Annotated in this window: 15 protein-coding genes; 10 read left to right on the top strand and 5 right to left on the bottom strand. The window is 62.0% G+C overall.

Going from position 1 to position 19,306, the window contains the following annotated elements; translation table 11 throughout:
• Positions 1–5: 5 nt before the first annotated feature.
• The 5 genes from nirB to ATY80_RS15710 are packed head-to-tail and all read left to right on the top strand — an operon-like array spanning position 6 to position 7,238.
• Complete coding sequence (nirB, locus tag ATY80_RS15690; RefSeq protein WP_088693302.1) at positions 6–2,456, top strand: nitrite reductase large subunit NirB; 2,451 nt, start codon at positions 6–8, stop codon at positions 2,454–2,456.
• A gap of 4 nt (positions 2,457–2,460) precedes the next feature.
• A complete protein-coding gene (gene nirD, locus ATY80_RS15695) occupies positions 2,461–2,796 on the top strand; it encodes a nitrite reductase small subunit NirD (RefSeq protein ID WP_088693303.1) in 336 nt (111 codons plus the stop codon).
• The gene (locus ATY80_RS15700; protein WP_088693304.1) at positions 2,796–5,453 is read left to right on the top strand and encodes a nitrate reductase; all 2,658 of its coding nucleotides are present in this window, start codon (positions 2,796–2,798) and stop codon (positions 5,451–5,453) included. Before nirD ends, ATY80_RS15700 begins: the two co-directional genes overlap by 1 nt.
• Positions 5,425–6,921, top strand: a complete 1,497-nt coding sequence (gene cysG, locus ATY80_RS15705; RefSeq protein WP_088693305.1) for a siroheme synthase CysG — start codon at positions 5,425–5,427, stop codon at positions 6,919–6,921. Before ATY80_RS15700 ends, cysG begins: the two co-directional genes overlap by 29 nt.
• Positions 6,921–7,238, top strand: coding sequence for a hypothetical protein (locus tag ATY80_RS15710; RefSeq protein ID WP_088693306.1), 318 nt, complete (start codon positions 6,921–6,923; stop codon positions 7,236–7,238). Before cysG ends, ATY80_RS15710 begins: the two co-directional genes overlap by 1 nt.
• A gap of 8 nt (positions 7,239–7,246) precedes the next feature.
• Here ATY80_RS15710 and ATY80_RS15715 read toward each other — a convergent pair whose 3' ends face one another.
• The 4 genes from ATY80_RS15715 to ATY80_RS15730 all read right to left on the bottom strand — a co-directional run bounded on the left by ATY80_RS15715 (position 7,247) and on the right by ATY80_RS15730 (position 13,127).
• Positions 7,247–8,362 carry an HPP family protein gene (locus ATY80_RS15715; protein ID WP_088693307.1) on the bottom strand — a complete coding sequence of 372 codons (1,116 nt, stop codon included), beginning with the start codon at positions 8,360–8,362 and terminating at the stop codon, positions 7,247–7,249.
• 57 nt (positions 8,363–8,419) lie between these two features.
• Positions 8,420–9,328 (bottom strand): LysR substrate-binding domain-containing protein, encoded by a 909-nt coding sequence (locus ATY80_RS15720; protein WP_088693308.1) that lies wholly within the window; start codon positions 9,326–9,328, stop codon positions 8,420–8,422.
• Between the two features lie 172 nt (positions 9,329–9,500).
• On the bottom strand, positions 9,501–11,393 hold the full coding sequence (locus ATY80_RS15725) for a DUF882 domain-containing protein (RefSeq protein ID WP_088693309.1): 1,893 nt from the start codon (positions 11,391–11,393) through the stop codon (positions 9,501–9,503).
• 180 nt (positions 11,394–11,573) lie between these two features.
• Positions 11,574–13,127, bottom strand: coding sequence for a sigma-54 dependent transcriptional regulator (locus ATY80_RS15730; protein WP_088693310.1), 1,554 nt, complete (start codon positions 13,125–13,127; stop codon positions 11,574–11,576).
• A gap of 205 nt (positions 13,128–13,332) precedes the next feature.
• Here ATY80_RS15730 and ATY80_RS15735 point away from each other — a divergent pair, with 205 nt between their 5' ends.
• From ATY80_RS15735 to ATY80_RS15745, 3 genes are read left to right on the top strand one after another with little or no spacing between them, the layout of a single operon-like run.
• On the top strand, positions 13,333–15,192 hold the full coding sequence (locus ATY80_RS15735; protein ID WP_088693311.1) for a M3 family oligoendopeptidase: 1,860 nt from the start codon (positions 13,333–13,335) through the stop codon (positions 15,190–15,192).
• 21 nt (positions 15,193–15,213) lie between these two features.
• Complete coding sequence (locus ATY80_RS15740) at positions 15,214–16,374, top strand: aminodeoxychorismate synthase component I (protein WP_088693312.1); 1,161 nt, start codon at positions 15,214–15,216, stop codon at positions 16,372–16,374.
• Positions 16,371–16,997, top strand: coding sequence for an aminotransferase class IV family protein (locus ATY80_RS15745; RefSeq protein ID WP_088693313.1), 627 nt, complete (start codon positions 16,371–16,373; stop codon positions 16,995–16,997). The genes ATY80_RS15740 and ATY80_RS15745 overlap by 4 nt, the downstream gene beginning before the upstream one ends.
• On the opposite strand, the gene ATY80_RS15750 is transcribed toward ATY80_RS15745, so the two are convergent.
• Positions 16,994–17,899, bottom strand: a complete 906-nt coding sequence (locus tag ATY80_RS15750) for a sensor domain-containing diguanylate cyclase (protein ID WP_088693314.1) — start codon at positions 17,897–17,899, stop codon at positions 16,994–16,996. The two genes, ATY80_RS15745 and ATY80_RS15750, sit on opposite strands and share 4 nt — an antisense overlap.
• Positions 17,900–18,031: 132 nt before the next feature.
• Here ATY80_RS15750 and ATY80_RS15755 point away from each other — a divergent pair, with 132 nt between their 5' ends.
• Both ATY80_RS15755 and ATY80_RS15760 read left to right on the top strand, forming a co-directional pair.
• Complete coding sequence (locus tag ATY80_RS15755) at positions 18,032–18,316, top strand: YciI family protein (RefSeq protein WP_088693330.1); 285 nt, start codon at positions 18,032–18,034, stop codon at positions 18,314–18,316.
• Between the two features lie 109 nt (positions 18,317–18,425).
• Positions 18,426–19,301, top strand: a complete 876-nt coding sequence (locus ATY80_RS15760; protein ID WP_088693315.1) for a DUF3445 domain-containing protein — start codon at positions 18,426–18,428, stop codon at positions 19,299–19,301.
• The last annotated feature ends 5 nt before the right edge of the window (positions 19,302–19,306 follow it).

Below are 19,306 nucleotides of genomic sequence, written 5' to 3' on the forward strand. Positions count from 1 at the left end.
AAACTATGACTGAGAAGCTTGTCATCATCGGCAACGGCATGGCGCCCGGGCGCATGCTCGAGCACCTCTTCGAAAAGGCGCCGGACCAATATCAGGTCACGATCTTCAACGCCGAGCCGCGCGTCAATTACGACCGCATCATGCTCTCGCCGGTTCTGTCCGGCGAGAAGGAATATGAAGAGATCATCATCCACGGCGATGGATGGTACATCAAGCACGGCATCACCCTCTACAAGGGCCACAAGATCATCAAGATCGATCGTGCTGCCAAGACGGTCACGTCGGATCACGGCGTCACGGAAAGCTACGACAAGCTGGTGATCGCCACCGGCTCCGTGCCTTTCATCATCCCAGTACCCGGCAACGATCTGCGCGGCGTCATCACCTACCGCGACCTCGACGATGTGCAGGCGATGCTGCTTGCCGCCCAGTCTCGCGAGAAGGCGATCGTCATCGGCGGCGGGCTGCTCGGCCTCGAAGCAGCGGCCGGCCTTGCCTCGCGCGGCATGGATGTCACCGTCCTGCACGTGATGCCGACACTGATGGAGCGCCAGCTCGATCCGGCTGCCGGCTACCTCCTGCAGAAGGCCGTGGAAGAACGCGGCATCAAGGTCATCTGCAAGGCCAATACCAAGGCGATCATCGGCAACGGCAAGGTCGAGGGCATCGAGCTCGATGACGGCCGCATCATTCCGGCGACCCTGGTCGTCATGGCGGTCGGCATCCGCCCGAGCGTCGGGCTCGCCAAGGACGCCGGCATTGCCGTCAACCGTGGTATCGTCGTCGATGACGGCATGCAGACCTCGGACGGCAGCATCATGGCGCTCGGCGAGTGTGCAGAAGTCGGCGGCATGGTCTACGGGCTTGTCGCACCGCTCTATGAGATGGCGCGCGTAGCCGCCTCCCATCTGTCCGGCGATCGCTCGGCTGCCTTCGTGCATTCGGACACGCCGACCAAGCTCAAGGTCACCGGCATCGAGCTCTTCTCGCTCGGCGACTTCGCCGATGGCGACGACCGTGAGGAAATCGTGCTGCGCGACGCCTCCGCCGGCGTCTACAAGCGCCTCGTGCTGAAGGACAACAAGATCATCGGCACCGTGCTCTACGGCGAAACTGCGGACGGTGCCTGGTTCAACGATCTTAAAAAGAAACAAACCGATATCAAGGAGATGCGCGAAACGCTGATCTTTGGTCAGGCCTACCAGGGAGGGTCGCCGCTGGACCCTATGGCGGCCGTTGCAGCCTTGCCGGATGACGCGGAAATCTGTGGCTGCAACGGCGTATGCAAGGGCAAGATTACCTCGACGATCACGTCCAAGGGCCTGACGTCCCTGGACGACGTGCGCGCCCACACCAAGGCGTCCGCGTCCTGCGGCTCCTGCACCGGCCTTGTTGAAAAGCTGATGACGCTGACGCTTGGCGACAGCTACAACCCGACCGCCGTCCAGCCCATGTGCACCTGCACCGAACTCGGCCACGACGACGTCAGGCGCCTCATCAAGGCCAAGGGCTTGAAGAGCATCCCTGCCGTCATGCAGGAACTCGAATGGAAGACCTCCTGCGGCTGCGCCAAGTGTCGCCCCGCCCTCAACTACTACCTCGTCTGCGACTGGCCGGACGAATACGCCGACGATTACCAGTCGCGCTTCATCAACGAGCGCGTCCACGCCAACATCCAGAAGGACGGCACCTATTCCGTCGTTCCGCGCATGTGGGGCGGCGTGACGAATTCCAACGAACTGCGCGCCATCGCCGATGTCGTCGACAAGTTCGAAATCCCGATGGTCAAGGTGACGGGCGGCCAGCGCATCGACCTGCTCGGCATCGAGAAGGAAGACCTTCCGGCTGTCTGGGCCGATCTCGGGAAGGCCGGCTTCGTTTCCGGACAGGCCTACGCCAAGGGGTTGCGCACCGTGAAGACCTGCGTCGGCTCCGACTGGTGCCGCTTCGGCACGCAGGATTCCACCGGCCTCGGCATCCGCATCGAGAAGTTTATGTGGGGTTCCTGGACGCCTGCCAAGCTGAAGATGGCCGTCTCCGGCTGCCCACGCAATTGCGCCGAAGCGACCTGCAAGGACATCGGCGTCATCTGCGTCGACAGCGGTTTCGAGATCCATTTCGCCGGTGCTGCCGGCCTCGACATCAAGGGCACCGAGGTTCTCGGCCTCGTGAAGACCGAGGACGATGCCCTGGAGCATATCGTGGCGCTGACGCAGATGTACCGCGAGCAGGCCCGCTATCTCGAGCGCATATACAAGTGGGCGAAGCGCGTCGGCCTCGACGAAATCCGCCACCAGATCATGGGCGACGCCGACAAGCGAAAGGCTTACTACGAGCGCTTCGTCTTCTCCCAGAAATTTGCCCAGGTCGATCCCTGGTCGGAGCGCGTCTCCGGCAAGGACAAGCATGAGTTCAAGCCGATGGCGACCATCGGTTACCCGCAGGCCGCTGAATAAGGAGATGGACATGAATTGGATTTCAATCGGCGACATCTCCGAAATTCCGCTACGCGGCGCCCGCTGCGTGAAGACACCCCAAGGCAAGATCGCCGTTTTCCGCACGGCGGAAAACGAGGTCTTCGCCATCGAGGACCACTGCCCGCACAAGGGCGGGCCTCTCTCCCAGGGCATCGTGCATGCGAAGGCGGTCACCTGCCCGCTGCACAACTGGGTGATCTCGCTCGAGACCGGAAAAGCGCTCGGCGCCGACGAGGGCGAAGTCCGGACCATCCCGGTGCGCAACGAGGATGGCGCCCTCTACATCGCGCTCGAAAGCCTGCTGATGGCGGCCGAATGATGGAGAATGAGGTCAAGACAACCTGTCCCTATTGCGGTGTCGGCTGCGGCGTCATCGCCAAGGTCACCGATGACGGCAAGGTTTCCGTCAAGGGCGACCCGGATCACCCCTCGAACTTCGGGCGGCTGTGCTCGAAAGGCTCAGCGCTTGGCGAAACGGTCGATCTCGACGGACGCATCCTCTACCCGGAAATTTCCGGCGAGCGGGTAGAATGGGAACAGGCGCTTGACCTCGTCGCACAGCGGTTTTCGGATGCCATCAACGAGCATGGACCCGATTCCGTTGCCTTCTACGTTTCCGGGCAGCTGCTGACCGAAGACTACTACCTCGCCAACAAGCTGATGAAAGGCTTCATCGGTTCGGCCAATATCGACACCAATTCGCGGCTCTGCATGTCGTCTTCCGTCGCGGGTCACCGACGCGCCTTCGGCTCGGATACGGTACCGGGCACGTATGAGGACATCGAGCTTGCCGATCTGGTGATCCTCACCGGCTCGAACCTCGCCTGGTGTCATCCGGTCATCTATCAGCGGCTGGCGGCTGCCAAGCAGGCACGTCCCGGCATGAAGGTCGTCGTCATCGATCCGCGGCGCACAATGACCGCCGATATCGCCGATCTGCATCTCGCCATCCGCCCGGACAGCGATGTCGCGCTTTTCATTGGCCTTTTCGAACACCTGATCGCAAGCAACGCCATCGACCAGAATTACGTTGCCGAACATACCAACGGCTTTGCCGAGGCCTTTACGGCTGCATCAGGCGTCTCCTTCAACGAAGTACTGGAACTGACCGGCCTGCCGGCGATGCAGCTTCGCGAATTCTATCGGCTGTTTGCCTCCACCGAGAAGGTGGTCACCTGCTACAGCCAGGGCGTCAATCAATCCTCGTCCGGTACCGACAAGGTCAACGCCATCATCAACTGTCATCTCGCCACCGGCCGCATCGGCCGGCCCGGTATGGGACCCTTCTCGCTCACCGGCCAGCCGAACGCCATGGGCGGGCGGGAGGTCGGCGGGCTTGCCAACATGCTGGCCGCCCATATGGCGATCGAAAGTGCTGCGGATCGCGACCGCGTCCAGCGCTTCTGGGCTGCGCCGACCATTGCCGAAAAGCCGGGCTTGAAGGCGGTCGACATGTTCAAGGCCGTTGCTGACGGGCGCATCAAGGCGCTCTGGATCATGGCGACCAACCCCGTCGTTTCCCTGCCGGATGCCGACGCCGTCGAGGCCGCCATCAAGGCCTGTCCCTTCGTCGTTGTCTCCGACGTTCTCCAGGACACCGATACCGCGCGCCACGCCGATGTCCTTCTGCCCTCGCTCGGCTGGGGCGAAAAGAGCGGCACTGTCACCAACTCCGAGCGCCGCATCTCCCGGCAGCGCTCCTTCCTTGATGCGCCCGGAGAAGCGCGGGCCGACTGGTGGCAGCTGGCCGAAGTGGCTCGCCGCATGGGCTTTGCTCAAGCCTTCGACTTCGGCTCCAATGCCGAGATCTTCGACGAACACGCCGCCCTTTCCGCTTTCGAGAACAACGGCAATCGCGACTTCGATATCGGCGCATACGTCGGAATCAACCGTCAGTCCTATGATGAATTATCGCCTTTCCAGTGGCCGCAGCCTGCTGGCCGTGAAGCAGATGTGACACGCTTCTTCGCCAAGGGCGGCTTCTACCACGCCGACGGCAAGGCACGCTTCGTCGCCGTCAAACCGGTCGCCTCGGATCGCACCAACGCCGATTATCCCTTCACGCTGAACACCGGCCGTATCCGCGACCAGTGGCACACGATGACCCGGACGGGCAAAAGCGCACGCCTCTCATCCCATATCGCCGAACCCTTCGCCGAGCTCCACCCGCGCGATGCGATCGAGATCGGTGTCGGCAACGCCGGTCTCGTCGAAATCGAAAGCCCGCACGGCAAGGCCGTGGTTCGTGCCTTGATCACGGAGCGCCAGGCCCGCGGCAGCATTTTCGTACCGATGCATTGGAACGATCAGTTTGCCGCGAAGGCTCGCATCGACGCCGTCGTAGCGCCTTTGACCGACGCGATCTCGGGCCAGCCGGCGTCCAAGAATGTTGCTGTCGCGGCACGGCGCTTCAAGGCGGCGCGCTACGGCTTTGCCGTTTCTGGGGCTAAGCCGGGTCACCTCGACGCGGCCTACTGGGCGCTCGCAAAGGCCGAAGGCGGCTGGCGGGTCGAACTCGCCTTCGAGCAGCCGGTCGAGGACTGGTGCGCGTGGTGCCGAACGACGTTCGATATCCCCAACGACGTCGAGCCGCTTGGCTATGCCGACCAGCAATCCGGCGATCTGAGGCTCGCCTTCTTCGACGGCAAGCGATTGCTCGCGGCGCTGTTCCTGGCCCGTGAACCGGTAGCGGTTGCCCGCAACTGGGCGATCTCTCAGCTCACAGCCGAACATACCAATCTGCGCAAGCGCTTCGCGCTCGTCGCCGGCCGCCCCGGTGCGGACAAGCCCGACCCGGGCGCCACCGTCTGCTCCTGTTTCGGTGTCGGCGTCAATCAGATCGTCGCTGCCGTTCGCGGCGGCTGCCACAGCGTCGAAGCCGTCGGCAAGGAACTCAACGCCGGAACCAACTGCGGCTCCTGCCGCGCCGAGATCAGGGGGATCATCGATGGATGTCTTGCAGCCGCCGCGGAGTGAAGCACCCGCCCGCATGGAGCCGCTTGCCAAGCTGCCGGTGTTCTGGGCGCTTGAAGGCAAGCACGTGATCGTCGCCGGCGGATCCGATGCCGCCGCGTGGAAGGCCGAGCTTCTCGCGGCCTGCGGCGCGGAGGTCCATGTCTATGCCGACGAGCTTTCCGACACCTTCGAAACGCTGATTCTGCGGGGCGCCGAACACCCGCAGGGCGGCTTCATTCATCACTGCCAAGCATGGGATGAAACGATCTTCGCGGGCGCAGCCATCGCCATCGCCGACTGTGAGAAAGACCACGAGGCGAAAGCCTTCTTCGACGCTGCCCGCATCGCCGGTGTGCCGGTCAACGTCATAGACAAGCCCGCTTTCTGCCAGTTCCAGTTCGGCTCGATCGTCAACCGCTCGCCCGTCGTCGTCTCGATCTCGACGGATGGTGCCGCTCCGATCCTCGCCCAGGCGATCCGCCGGCGGATCGAGACGTTGCTTCCGCAGACGCTGAAAGGCTGGGCGGGATTGGCACAGTCGCTGCGAGACCGGATCAACGAGCGGCTGGCGCCCGGCCCCTTGCGTCGCGCCTTCTGGGAGAAGTTCGCCGATCGCGCCTTTTCAAGTTTGGATACGCCGGAGGAGGGCGTCGGCGGGCAGCTTCTCAAGGAAGCCGAGCGGCTTCGGGAAGCGCCCGCCCACTCCAAAGGTCGTGTGACGCTGGTCGGCGCCGGCCCTGGTGATGCGGAGCTCCTGACTTTGAAGGCCGTTCGCGCCCTGCAGGCGGCCGACGTGATCCTCTTCGACGACCTTGTGTCACCGGAGGTACTGGAGCTAGCGCGTCGTGAAGCCAAGCGCATGCTGGTGGGAAAACGCGGCGGCCGCACGAGCTGCCGCCAGGAAGACATCAACGACATGATGGTCAAGCTCGCCAAGGCAGGCAAACGCGTCGTGCGTTTGAAGTCCGGCGATCCGATGATCTTCGGCCGCGCCGGCGAGGAGATCGCCCATCTCGATCGTGAAAGCATCCCCGTCGACATCATCCCCGGCATCACGGCTGCCAGCGCCATGGCCTCCCGCCTCGGGATTTCGCTGACGCACCGAGACCACGCGCAGTCTGTCCGTTTCATCACCGGTCACTCTCGCCACGGCGGCCTTCCCGTTGATGTCGATTGGACCGCAGTCGCCGATCCGCACACGACAACTGTCTTTTACATGGGAGGACGAACGGCACCGCTGATCGCCGATCGGTTGGTCGAAGAAGGACTGTCGCCTGAAACGCCTGCCATTGTCATCAGCGACGTCAGCCGCGCGACGGAGCGCGACTGGAGCGGCACCCTCGCAACGATCCCTGATGGGATCGCGCAGATCGGCTACGACAATCCCGTGCTGATCGCCGTCGGTAGCGCGCTTGCGGCACGCCAAACCCTCGCTCGCGACACAAGCGATTTCGACAGCGATCATCGCTTGGTCATGGGAGCGCGCTGATGCAGCTCCAAATGATCGCGCCCATCTTCCTCGTTCTTGCCATTGCCTTGAGCTGGCCGCGCTTCAGCAGCATCTTTCTCAGCGAAACGCAGATCGCGGTGGCAACCGCTCCACTCACCATGGTTGCCAGTGCCGTCAGCGTTTCCGCCCTCGGATTGGCCTTCGCCGGCAACGGGCCATGGCTCGGCATGCTGATCGCGGCGCTCGGCGCGCTCCTCGGTTGGGCGATGCGAACGCCAACGCCGTCGCTCGCGGTATCACTGGCCACTCTCAGCCTGGCCGCCTATCTGCAGTTTGGCCCGACCACTCTCTTCTAGCAACCATTTCAAGCGGCGCTTTGCGCCGTCTGTTCCGGCAGCATGTGGGCCATGGCACTCAGCAGGTCCGTTTGCGAGATGAGCCCGACCACCTGGCCGCCGACATCGACGATGACAACGGCGTGGGTGCGCCCATCCGTCAAATCCGGTAACAGGCTGATGGCGGGCGCATCAGGGGAACCGGTCACAGCCGCAGCGATATGACCGACAAGCCGCTCGGCGTGCATCAATTCCCGCAGCCCGACCGTCCCGACCAATCGCCCGCTGCCATCCTTCACAGGCAGCGTCCGGATATTGTGCTTCAGGAGCAGAGCGCGCGCATCTTCCGCCGTGGCGTTCTCGCCGACCGCGATCACATCGCGCGACATGATGTCGGCGCAGCTGACGGTGCCATGAGAACGAACAGCAGCCTCGACCTCGACCTGCCGCAGCAAGCGGCTCAGGTCACCGCGATCGATATCGAAGGTTTCCTCGAACTTCGCCAACGCCGCATCGACGTCTTCCTCGCGGAAGCCAATCCGCACGGCAGATGGCGGATCGATCGTCTGATGCGTGTTGACCGGTGCCGGAACGGCGACATGCGGATAGTTTCGCCGCCCGAGCTTATGAAAAAGAATGCCGAGCGCGACCAGGATGCAGGAATTCAGCGCCACCGGCACGAACGGGAAAAGCAGCCCCCAGCTTGCCACCGCAGGCCCACCAAGCACAGCGGTCAGCGCCGCGGCACCGCCGGGCGGATGCAAGCAGCGTGTGAACGACATGGCACCGATCGCCAGCGAGACACCGACGCCGATCGCAATGATCGGCTCGTGGATGAAATGCGCCGCGAGAATGCCCATCATTGCGGAGATCGTGTTGCCACCAATGATCGACCACGGCTGCGCCAGCGGACTTGCCGGGACGGCGAAAAGCAGCACGGCCGAGGCGCCCATCGGCGCCACGATCAACGGCAGGTGCGAACCCTGCCCGAAGAAGTAGCCGCAGACCATGCCGGTCAGCGCGATGGCGATCAGCGCGCCAAGGCAGGCAAACATGCGCTCGCGCAGCGTGGCGCCGGCGAGGATCGGCGAAAACAGGCGGAAGCGGTGGCTGGGATCGGCCTTGGGAGTGCTGGAATTTGACATGATGAACCGGCAGTTTGTGAAACGAAGTCTTGGTAAAGAAACGGATACGAGCCGAGGTCATCCGTTTGGGGGCGAGAGGCCGCTCCTGCCTCGCGAGGCGATGAGGACATCGTAAAAGGCCTCGAACGAGTCCGACCGGTCGGCCTTGCAGCGGACAAGAAACGTCTCCACAGCACCGATCTTGCGAGTGACGATATCGACAGGCCAGCGCAGCAGATCGAACACCGAGCGCGGCATGACGCCGAAGGCATTGCCGGCGACAATGCTCGCGAGGATCGCGTGATAGGAACCGAGCTCCAGCGTGCGCAGCGACGTGGCATCCTTAGCCCACTCCTCGGCCATTCGCCGATAGGTGCACCCGGGCTCCATAACAGCAAGTGTGCCGACGCGCAGGTTCTTCGCGTCCTTGATTTCAGGATGTCTTGGGGGAAGGACAAGGATCAGATCCTCGACATGAATGCGCCGTGCATCGAACCTGCTGAGGTCGAGATCGGCATAGCGTGTCTTGTCGAGCGACGCCTCTGGTGGCCGCGCGACCAATGCGCAGTCCAGCTCTTCGGCTAGCACACTCTGCATGAGCTCTCGCGTCGCGCCCATTGTCAATTGCAGAGAGACGTCGGGCCACAACGATCCGAAGCGCCTGATGACCTCAGGGAGCCGACTTGCAGCCGTGCTCTCCATGGTTCCAACACGCAGCGCTCCGGATGCCATCAGCGGCCGCACGGCCTGCCTTGCTTCCTCGGCTAGGTCAGCAAGACGCGTCGCATAGGACAGGAAGATCGTGCCTTCGCGCGTCAGCGACATCTTCTTGCCGTCGCGAGAAAACAGCGCCACCCCGAGATTCTCTTCGAGCTGCTGGATACGGGTCGTGACATTCGACGGGACACGGCCTACCGCAACCGCCGCCTTCGTGACGCTGCAAGTCGACGCGACCGCCTGAAAGATTTCGATTGACGACAGATCCATGTCTTCACTCATCGAGAATGTTAGAGGCGCTTTATTCTCGATATGGAAATCAAGATCAACCCACGCTTTTGCCGAAACCGCGCTCCGCCGCGCGACTTTCCGCCACAGGGCCGGAAAACAAAAGAGCCGCCGGATCGCTCCAGCGGCTCTTACAAATTCCTAAGTGTCCAGCTCAGTTCGACTCGAACTTCCGCACTTCCATGAAGTTGACCGCGCTGCCACTGAAGCGGCCGGGATCGATGGAGGCTGTCTTCGTGAAGCCGTCGGCATAAACAGAAGTCGGCTGGGCGCGAAGTGTCTGGCTGACAAAGCGCGGCGCCTTGACCGGCTTGGTGACCATCTCCATGCGGGAGTTGGTAAGCGCCCACTGCGAAATGATCTTCTGCGTCAGCTTCGGCTCGGTGCGAATTGTCGCGCGGCTGGCGTCGGCCTCTGCGGCCTCATGCTTCGTCGGACGGCCACCCTTGGTCGGCAGGCCCTGCGACAAGGCGTTGGCATCCGACGGCTTCGGTGCATCAAAGCCATCGCCGAAGCTTGCAGACTTCGTGGAAGGGGCAAGTGCGGCAAGCTGCAACGGTTGCTTCTCGCTCGGAACCTTTTGCGGCGTTGCCGCGTTAATCGCCTGCTCGACGCTCGTGACCGGCGGCTGGGTAGACGCGACCTGACGGTCGCCGCCACCATTCTGCTGGTTAAGGGCATCGGCAACGGCCGGAGAAAGCGTATCCTCCTGGTCTGCTACGTCGTCCTCGGCTTCAGCATCGGCATCCGCCGCGGCCAGAAGCTTTTCGGCAAGCGCCGGTCGTTCACCCGGCGTCGGAACCGCTGCGAGATTCCCCGTCATCGCAGACGGATCAGCCGAAGCGACTTCCGCGTCGCCTGGAGAACGGCGCGGTCCGAGCAGAGAAGGAACCGGTACGCTATAGGCGCTAAGATCCGCGAACTGCTGCTGACCTTGCTCAGTCACGGCAGAAAGGGCTTCTTGCGCTGCATTTCCGGATTGCGGAGCGACGAGGGCACTGGCCATCTCGCTACCGCCTGGCTGATTGGCGAACGCCGGACGCACCTGCGGAATCGGCGCGTTGACGCTTGCGACCTCAGTAGCCTGCGCGGGCGCCTGCTCGCCGGGATCGGCGGCGTTTGGCATATTAGCCGCCGGCGGCGACGCCTTCGCGACCGCGACTGCTGCGCTGCTATCATCATCAGAACTGTCTTCGGCTTCATCCGCACCGCCGCCAAACAGGGCAGCAAACAGTGTCTTATGCTTTGGCTGATCGCTCGACGACGAGCCCGTATAGGCACCGGAGCTTGCCATCTGCACCTGGGTCGAACTTACGCGGCGCTTGTAATCGGCCACGGCCTGCTCGTAACCCGGCAGTGGACGACCATCCGCAGGGATATGCATCGTGTTGCCGTTCGGGAAAAGCCGAACGAGTTCTTCGCGGCTCATCCGCGGCCAGGCGCGAACGCCGCCGACATCCATGTGCACGAAGGGAGAGCCCGATTTCGGATAGAATCCAACGCCGCCAACCTGCATTTTCATGCCGATGCCGCGCAAAGTCGCCAATTTGACGTCAGGAATGAAGAAATCCATTGCCTTGCCGAGCATGTGCTGGCTCTTCTCGGCGACGCCGGAATTGCGCGAGCGCGCCTTCAGCATGGCGTTGGTAGACGGCGAACGGAAGCCGCAGACGACGTTGATATAGTCGCGCGAGCCGCTCTGGCGATAGACTTCCCAGATGAGATCGAAAAGGCGCGGGTCCATCCTCGTCGGCTGGTTCTTGCGCCAGTCGCGAAGGAAGCGATTCAACTGCTCGAGACCCTTCGGATCGTACCTGCCGTTGCGCTTGTAGGTGATGACGGCCTTTTCGCCAGTATGGATGAAATAGAGTTTGAGGCTACGTGTTTCGCCAGCCGCCTCGGAAGGCGAACTGACCAGAACCGGCGACGAAACAGCGAGTGCGAGAAGGGCGGCCATGGCCGTCCTAAACACCTTTCCGCAAAGGTCCGTGTACCTATTGCGCCAGCTCAAGCGCCAAGGTCTCGTATTCCGATTCAGATCCGGCAAACTCAATCCCCGTCAGACAGCCGATGGTCCCTCTTTGACACCGTTGACTGTTAAATGCGGTCACACGATGGCAAAAATGCCACACGTGATCAACCTTTTCCTTACATAATGAACAGGCCACTAACAAGTGGTTTATGATTGGTAACAAAAGATGATTGCCGGAATGTTAATTTGGGGGACTTATGCGGCGTCCTTCTGCGGATTGTCGGGGTCTATGCCGTAATCCTTGAGTTTCCGGTACAATGTGGATCGTCCGATACCCAATTTCCGAGCCACTTGACTCATCTGCCCCCGATAGAATTTAAGGGCGAATCGGATCAATTCCTCCTCGACATCCGCAAGCTTGCGCACGTCCCCGGCGGGGTTCGTGCTCGCAATCGCGTTGTCAGGCGCCTCCGTGATTCGTGCGACAGCCTCTTCGACGCTGGCCTGATGGGCCGGGTACTCGGCGGTCGAAAAGTCACTTTGCCGATCGTGGCGCGTGTTGTCTGCGACCAGCGCCAGATGATCGACGACCTCGTATTCCGGCAGCTGCGCCGCGATCTGCGGGAAGTCTGCCTCGGTCAGCTCGCCGCCCTCGGCAAGGACAACCGCGCGGAAGATCGCGTTCTCGAGCTGGCGGATATTGCCGGGCCAATCGTAGGCGGTGAGCAGAGCCAGCGCGCCGGCGCTGACCGACATGCGTTGGCCGCCCTTCTGCTCGCTAGAGAAGCGCTCGGCGAAGACCCGCACCAGATGCGGAATGTCTTCCTTGCGCTTGCGGAGCGCCGGAATGGTGATCGGGAAGACGTTCAGGCGATAGTAGAGATCCTCGCGGAAGTGGCCGTTCTTGACCTCTTCGATCAGATCCTTGTTGGTCGCAGAAATCAGCCGGACGTTGACCTTGTGCGCCGTACGTGCGCCAACAGTCTCGATTTCCCCCTGCTGGACGGCCCGCAGCAGCTTCACCTGAACCTCAAGCGGCAGGTCGCCGATTTCGTCGAGGAAGATGGTGCCGCCATCGGCTTCCATGAACTTGCCGATGTGGCGTTCGGTTGCGCCAGTGAATGCGCCCTTCTCGTGACCGAACAGAATGCTTTCGACCAGGTTGTGCGGAATGGCGCCGCAATTGACCGTGACAAACGGCTTGCCGGACCGGTCGCTGCCCGACTGGATGGCGCGGGCGACCAGCTCCTTGCCGACGCCGGACTCGCCTTCGAGCACCACGGGAATATTGGACTGCGCTGCGCGCTGCGCCAGATCGATCACGCGCAGCATTGCCGGGCTTGCCGAAACAATGTCGTCGAAGCCGACGCTGCCGGAACGCGACCGGCGGCCAGCGCGCGCCTTGACCTCGCGCTGGTCGAGCTTCAGGGCGTTCAAGATCGAGTTGGCGATCCGCTCTGGCGAGACCGGCTTGACGACGAAATCGAAAGCGCCGGCGCGCATCGCCTGCACCACGGTCTCGATGCCACCCTGCCCCGTCTGGACAATCACCGGAACATGCGTGCCGAATTCGTGCAGTGCCTCGAGGAATTCAAGACCCGTCATCTCGGGCATCATCAGGTCAAGAACGATGACGTTGTAGAGGCCGCTGCCTCTCTTCACCATCTCCAGCCCGATCCGGCCGTTTTCAGCCTGATGGACGACGTGGCCGTGACGCTCGATCGCGTTCTTGAGCAGTCGACGCTGGATCGGGTCGTCCTCGACGACGAGTATCTGCGCTGCTCCCTTGAGCTCATGGTAACCGGTCATTGGTGCCTCACTTCATGCGAAACCTGAGACGCACTCTGGCAGAAAGGCTTGAACATCCAGTTTTGAGAAACAATTGCATTTTAACGTTTGTGGCGGGGTCGAATCCGACCCGAAACGGAGCTTATGGGCTGCCGAAAGCCCCTTGATGCCAAGCCTTTAGGCGCATAGACAGTCAAACCTGTCGCAAAAGAGGAAGAGGACCCCGATGATGAAAAACATGCTCTCCGGCACCGCCATTAATTTTTCGGCAAGTTCCGCTGCCTCTGCGACCGATGCCGCCCTCGGTGACCTGCCGACCTGGAAGTTGCAGGACCTCTACCCTTCCGCAACATCCACGGCCTTCACTGGCGACATGGAGAAAGCCGGCAAGCAGGCAATCGCCTTCGAAGAGAAATGGAAGGGGAAGCTTGCCGACGCCGCGACCAAGAAAGGTGCGGAGGGCATCGGTCAGGCGCTGAAGGAATACGAGGCGCTGGACGACATCATCGGACGCCTCGGCTCCTTTGCCGGCCTCACCTATTTCTCCGACACGTCGAACCCGGTGAACGGCAAGCTCTATGGAGACGCCCAGGCGAAGATCACCGAGTTCTCCAGCCACCTCCTGTTTTTCGCGCTTGAGCTCAATCGCATCGACGACGCCGTGATCGATGCCTGCATGGCAAACGACCCGGATGCCGGCCACTATCGCCCTTGGCTCATCGACCTGCGCAAGGACAAGCCCTACCAACTGGAAGACAAGCTGGAGCAGTTGTTCCTGGAAAAGTCGATGACCTCGGCCGCCGCCTTCAACCGCCTGTTCGACGAGACGATGGCGGAGCTACGCTTTGACGTCGACGGCGAAAAGCTGCCGCTCGAAGTCACGCTGAACATGCTGCAGGAAAAGGATCCTGAAGTCCGCCGCAAGGGCGCGATGGCGCTCGCGCAGACCTTCAAGGAGAACCTGCGCATCTTCACCCTCATTACCAACACGCTCGCCAAGGACAAGGACATCTCCGACCGCTGGCGCGGCTTCGAGGACATTGCCGATTCCAGGCACCTTGCAAACCGCGTCGAACGCGATGTGGTCGATGCGCTCGCCGCCGCCGTCAAGCAAGCCTACCCCCGCCTGTCGCACCGCTATTACAAGATGAAGGCGAAATGGCTCGGCATGGACCAGATGAACTTCTGGGACCGCAACGCGCCACTGCCGGAAACCTCCAATGCCATCATCCCCTGGAACGAAGCAAAAGACACGGTGCTGTCAGCCTACAGCAACTTCGCCCCTGAAATGGCGGCGATCGCCAAGCGTTTCTTCGACGAACAGTGGATCGATGCCCCGGTCCGCCCCGGCAAGGCGCCGGGCGCCTTCGCGCATCCAACGGTTCCGTCGGCGCATCCCTATGTGCTCGTCAACTATCTCGGCAAGCCGCGCGACGTGATGACGCTCGCGCACGAGCTTGGCCACGGCGTCCATCAGGTTCTGGCCGGCGCCCAGGGCGCTCTGATGTGCCAGACGCCGCTGACGCTCGCCGAAACCGCCTCCGTCTTCGGCGAAATGCTGACCTTCCGCGCCCTCCTCGACAAGACCAAGGACAAGCGTGAGCGCAAGGCGATGCTCGCCCAGAAGGTCGAGGACATGATCAATACGGTCGTGCGCCAGATCGCCTTCTACGAGTTCGAGCGCAAGGTTCACACCGCCCGCAAGGCCGGCGAGCTAACATCCGACGATATCGGCGAGCTCTGGCTCTCCGTGCAGTCGGAAAGCCTCGGGCCGGCGATCAAGATCTCGGAAGGCTACGAGACCTACTGGGCCTATATTCCGCACTTCATCCACTCGCCCTTCTACGTTTATGCTTACGCCTTCGGCGATTGCCTGGTGAACTCGCTCTATGCCGTCTACCAGAAGGCCGACAAGGGCTTCCAGGAGAAGTATTTCGAGCTCCTGAAGGCGGGCGGCACCAAGCATCATCAGGAGCTCCTGAAGCCGTTCGGCCTCGATGCCACGGATCCGTCGTTCTGGAGCAAGGGGTTGTCGATGATCGAAGGGCTGATCGACGAATTGGAAGCGCTTGATAAGAGCGCATAAGCTCTCGATCCAAAGGCAGGCATGACCAACGCTGGACGCTACGTTCTGTTCCGGGATGACACGACAGGGCAAGTGATGCTCTTTTCCGATCCGTCGGAGATCATCATAGCCCGGACGCGCGCCGAGTTCCTTGCCGGCCTTGCCGGCATGGAAAAGGCAAAGACCGCCGGTAAATGGCTGGCGGGCTACATGGCCTATGAAGCGGGCTATCTCTTCGAGGAGAAGCTGGCCGCGTTCCTGCCGGAAGGTCGGGAGACACCGCTGCTCGCCTTCGGCGTCTTCGATGCTCCCGAAGCCGATGCCCATCCGCTTGCCCAGGTGAAACAGCGCGGCGAGAACGGTGAGTTCCTCAGCGAGCCCAGGGCCGGTTGGAATTTCGCTACATATAAAGAGCGCTTCGACCGCCTGCACTGGCATCTGCGCCAGGGCGATTGCTACCAGGCAAACCTCACCATGCCGATCACCGCCCGCTGGAATGGCGATCCGCACACGGCCTTCTGGTCGTTGATTTCACGGCAGCCGGTAAAGTACGGCGCACTCGTCGATCTCGGCGGCCCCATCCTGCTTTCGCGCTCGCCCGAACTCTTCTTCCGCACCGACGAGGAAGGCTGGATCGAAACCCACCCGATGAAGGGAACGGCGAAACGCGGGAGTGACGATGCCGAGGACGCCGCGATCATCGCCGCGATGCGCGAGGACATCAAAACCCAGGCCGAAAACCGCATGATCGTCGATCTGCTGCGCAATGACATCTCGCGCATCACGGAGGTCGGCACGTTGGATGTCCCGAAGCTCTTCGACATCGAGACCTACCCGACCGTGCACCAGATGGTCAGCCACGTGCAGGCGAAACTCCTCTCCAATCTGACCATTCGCGACATCTTCGCCGCGCTCTTTCCCTGCGGATCGATCACCGGCGCCCCGAAGCTCAGCGCCATGCGGATCCTGCACGCGCTGGAAGACACGCCGCGCGATACCTATTGCGGCGCTATCGGCATGATTGCTCCATCAGGCGCCATGCGCTTTTCCGTCGCGATCCGCACCATCAGCCTGTTCTCGGGTGGCAGGGCGGTCTTCAATGTCGGCGGCGGCATCGTCTTTGATTCCACCGCCGAAGCCGAATACGAGGAGTGCCTTCTGAAGGCGCGGTTTGCGATCGGCGATCAGGAGATCGCGCGATGAACGACTTCTCGCTGATCGAAACGCTACGCTGGGAGCCGGAGATTGGCTTCATCAGGCTGCGCCTGCATCTTGCACGCCTCTCCCGCTCCGCCCGTCGTATCGGCTTTCCCGATGCCCAAAACGCCGCCACGAAACTGGAGGAGGCCGTTTCCGACGCCACGACGGCCCTGCGAATGCGGCTGACGCTTGATCGGCAGGGGCGGATCGAGGTCACCGCGGCTCCCTTCGTACCGACGCCGGCCGGCACCGAATGGAAGGTACGGATTGCCGACACCCGTCTAGATTCAAGCGACAGATTGCTGCGGCTGAAGACGACGCGGCGCGGCGTTTACGAGACCGCCCGAGCCGAATTTCCGGCCTCGGAGGCTGACGAGGTTCTGCTTCTGAACGAACGCGGCGAGGTCTGCGAAGGCACGATCACATCCGTCTTTCTCGACGACGGATCGGGCACGCTGCGCACCCCGCCAATCTCCTGCGGCCTGCTGGCTGGTGTCTTGCGCACCGAACTGATCTGCCAGCGCAAGGCACGTGTCGGACGCATCTCCGTGAAAGATCTGAAAGCTGGAAAACTTTATATGGGCAATTCGCTGCGCGGGCTGATCCCAGCCCGACTCGTCGGCTAGGCCACGATTTTCAGGCGATCTCGGCCACTCTGCTTGGCGTTATACAGGGCTTCGTCCGCGCGGGCATAGACCTCACGCGCTGTCTCGCCCGGCCGCAACTCGGCCAATCCCGCGGAGCAGGTATAGGAGAAGGAGGGCACGGTGGGTACCGGACAGGCGCCGCGCACCATTCCGATGATGCGTTCGATAATCAGCTCGGCCTGCGCCAACGTCGTATCCGGCAGGATCAGCATGAACTCCTCGCCGCCGATCCGTCCGAAGCTGTCACGCCGGCGGATGACCGGCTGCACGCGGCGCGAGAAATCGATCAGCACATCGTCGCCGAACTGGTGACCATAGATGTCATTGATACGCTTGAAGAAGTCGAGATCGATGATGCAGATGCAGCCGACGCCTGCATTGGCGGTGCCTTGACGCGCGATCAGGCTTTCCAAGGCCGCCATCATGAAACGACGGTTCGAAATGCTTGTCAGCTCGTCCGTCTGCGAGGCCCGCAGCGCAAAATCACGGTCCTGCCGCACGTCGCGCTCGCTCTGCTTCAGATGCGTGATGTCGCTGGCGATGCAGAGCATCCAGCCGTCCTTCTGCACCGTCTCCGTCATCCAGAACCAGCGGCCGTCGACGACGTCCGTTTCGAACGCCCTGAACGGCAGTTTGCCGCGCCGCGATTGTGCGGAAACGAGCCATGTCTCGAAATCGGCGGTGCGAATGATCGTACCCTGGCCCGCCCGGGTGTTGCGACGCATGAGTTCCGACCACAAGGGCGTCTCATCAGGTTCGATGGCGTAGGTCGAACGAAATGCCGCGTTTGCATAGCGCAACCGATCTTCCTGATCATACATGGCGATCAGGACGGCGCTATCTTCCTGCAATTCGGCAAGCCGCTCAGATATCTGGGTCATCCGATTGTTCCGGGCGTGCTGACATCAACGGTTCGCACTTTCGAGCAGAATCCTAAAAAGAATATGGATGGCTCCGCGCCAATTGAATATTCACATGCATCAGAACGCAACACCCTGAAAGGAAATTCTGCGATGTTCATCCTCGCCCTGACTTATGCGAAGCCGAACGAGGAAGCTGACAAGCAGATGGAGCCGCACATGGCCTGGGTCAGGCAAGGCTATGCCAAAGGCTGGTTCCTGGCCTCCGGACGCAAAGTGCCGCGCACCGGCGGCGTGGTCCTCGCGATCGGCCAGCGGGCCGAAATCGAGGCCTATGTCGCGGAAGATCCATTCACGGTGCACGGAATCGCCAAATACGAAATCACCGAAGTCGCCATCACCACGACGGCGGCGGGACTGGATATTCTGAAGCACTGAGCGACGAATCGGCCGCCCGCTCGCTGCCTGGTTCCATCCGGCGGCACGATGCCGACTGTCAGTGCGGATGGTCTTCCATCAGTGCACGTTGACGGCATAGAGTGGGATCATGACGCGTCTGACCTACACGCCCTACGGCGGCTCCACCCGCCCCTTCACCATCGGGTTGATGCCGCTCGATCTTGCCCGTTGGATCGAACCGGATAGCGACCGCGCACGCTATATCGGCGAGAAGCGACGACTGATTCAAACCCATCGTGATGAGATTTTCGTAGCCGAGGGGGAGACCGCAGAGGCACAACAGGAGGTCCTTGATCTCCTGCAGGCTCATCTTGCCGATCACCATCCGGCGCGCGCCCGTAGCATCGCCGATGCCGCCGAGCAGGACACGCCGCCGCTGTTGCGCGCCGGCCTGCTGGTGCAGGACGATCTCGTGATCGTGCGACGCAGGCAAGACGGCTGGCATCTCGTAGCTGGCTTCGTCGCCTTCCCCTCCTCATGGTCGTTGCAGGAGAAATTCGGTCGCCCGATGCATGCAATCCATGCCGACGTTCCCGGTTTCGGCGAAGGCACCCGCAACGCGGCACTCATCACCCGCATCTTTGACAGTCTGCAGGTTTCACAGCCGGTGGAACGACTGAACTGGTCTGTGAACGTCACGGACGATCTCTTCCTCCCGTTCTCGAAGCACCGCCGCCCGCCGTCTGCCGTGCCGTTCACGCTCGCTGAGCGCTTTGCGCGGGTCGAGCGCCAGACGCTGCGCAAATTGCCGAAGTCGGGCGATATACTCTTCACCATCCGCGTTTATGTCGATCCGATTGCCGCGATCGCTCACCATCCGAACGCCAGCAAACTCGCTGTCAGCTTCGCCGCGCAACTGGATGGTCTCGACGAGCACCAGGCGGCCTATAAGGGCCTAACATTGCAAAGGGCGGAGCTCGCCGCGAAGCTTCGGGCGCTCGCAGACACCCTGTCTCCCGCCTGATATTT

The sequence above is a fragment of the Rhizobium sp. R711 genome, assembly GCF_002211365.1.
Taxonomy (GTDB): Bacteria; Pseudomonadota; Alphaproteobacteria; order Rhizobiales; family Rhizobiaceae; genus Rhizobium.

Excerpts from the sequence above, each read along its gene's own strand:
- nirB (WP_088693302.1), top strand. The coding sequence starts at position 6 with ATGACTGAGAAGCTTGTCATCATCGGCAACGGCATGGCGCCCGGGCGC.
- ATY80_RS15735 (WP_088693311.1), top strand. The coding sequence starts at position 13,333 with ATGATGAAAAACATGCTCTCCGGCACCGCCATTAATTTTTCGGCAAGT.
- ATY80_RS15745 (WP_088693313.1), top strand. The coding sequence starts at position 16,371 with ATGAACGACTTCTCGCTGATCGAAACGCTACGCTGGGAGCCGGAGATT.
- ATY80_RS15700 (WP_088693304.1), top strand. The coding sequence starts at position 2,796 with ATGGAGAATGAGGTCAAGACAACCTGTCCCTATTGCGGTGTCGGCTGC.
- nirD (WP_088693303.1), top strand. The coding sequence starts at position 2,461 with ATGGACATGAATTGGATTTCAATCGGCGACATCTCCGAAATTCCGCTA.
- ATY80_RS15710 (WP_088693306.1), top strand. The coding sequence starts at position 6,921 with ATGCAGCTCCAAATGATCGCGCCCATCTTCCTCGTTCTTGCCATTGCC.
- ATY80_RS15715 (WP_088693307.1), bottom strand. The coding sequence starts at position 8,362 with ATGTCAAATTCCAGCACTCCCAAGGCCGATCCCAGCCACCGCTTCCGC.
- ATY80_RS15720 (WP_088693308.1), bottom strand. The coding sequence starts at position 9,328 with ATGGATCTGTCGTCAATCGAAATCTTTCAGGCGGTCGCGTCGACTTGC.
- ATY80_RS15755 (WP_088693330.1), top strand. The coding sequence starts at position 18,032 with ATGTTCATCCTCGCCCTGACTTATGCGAAGCCGAACGAGGAAGCTGAC.
- ATY80_RS15750 (WP_088693314.1), bottom strand. The coding sequence starts at position 17,899 with ATGACCCAGATATCTGAGCGGCTTGCCGAATTGCAGGAAGATAGCGCC.
- cysG (WP_088693305.1), top strand. The coding sequence starts at position 5,425 with ATGGATGTCTTGCAGCCGCCGCGGAGTGAAGCACCCGCCCGCATGGAG.
- ATY80_RS15760 (WP_088693315.1), top strand. The coding sequence starts at position 18,426 with ATGACGCGTCTGACCTACACGCCCTACGGCGGCTCCACCCGCCCCTTC.
- ATY80_RS15740 (WP_088693312.1), top strand. The coding sequence starts at position 15,214 with ATGACCAACGCTGGACGCTACGTTCTGTTCCGGGATGACACGACAGGG.
- ATY80_RS15730 (WP_088693310.1), bottom strand. The coding sequence starts at position 13,127 with ATGACCGGTTACCATGAGCTCAAGGGAGCAGCGCAGATACTCGTCGTC.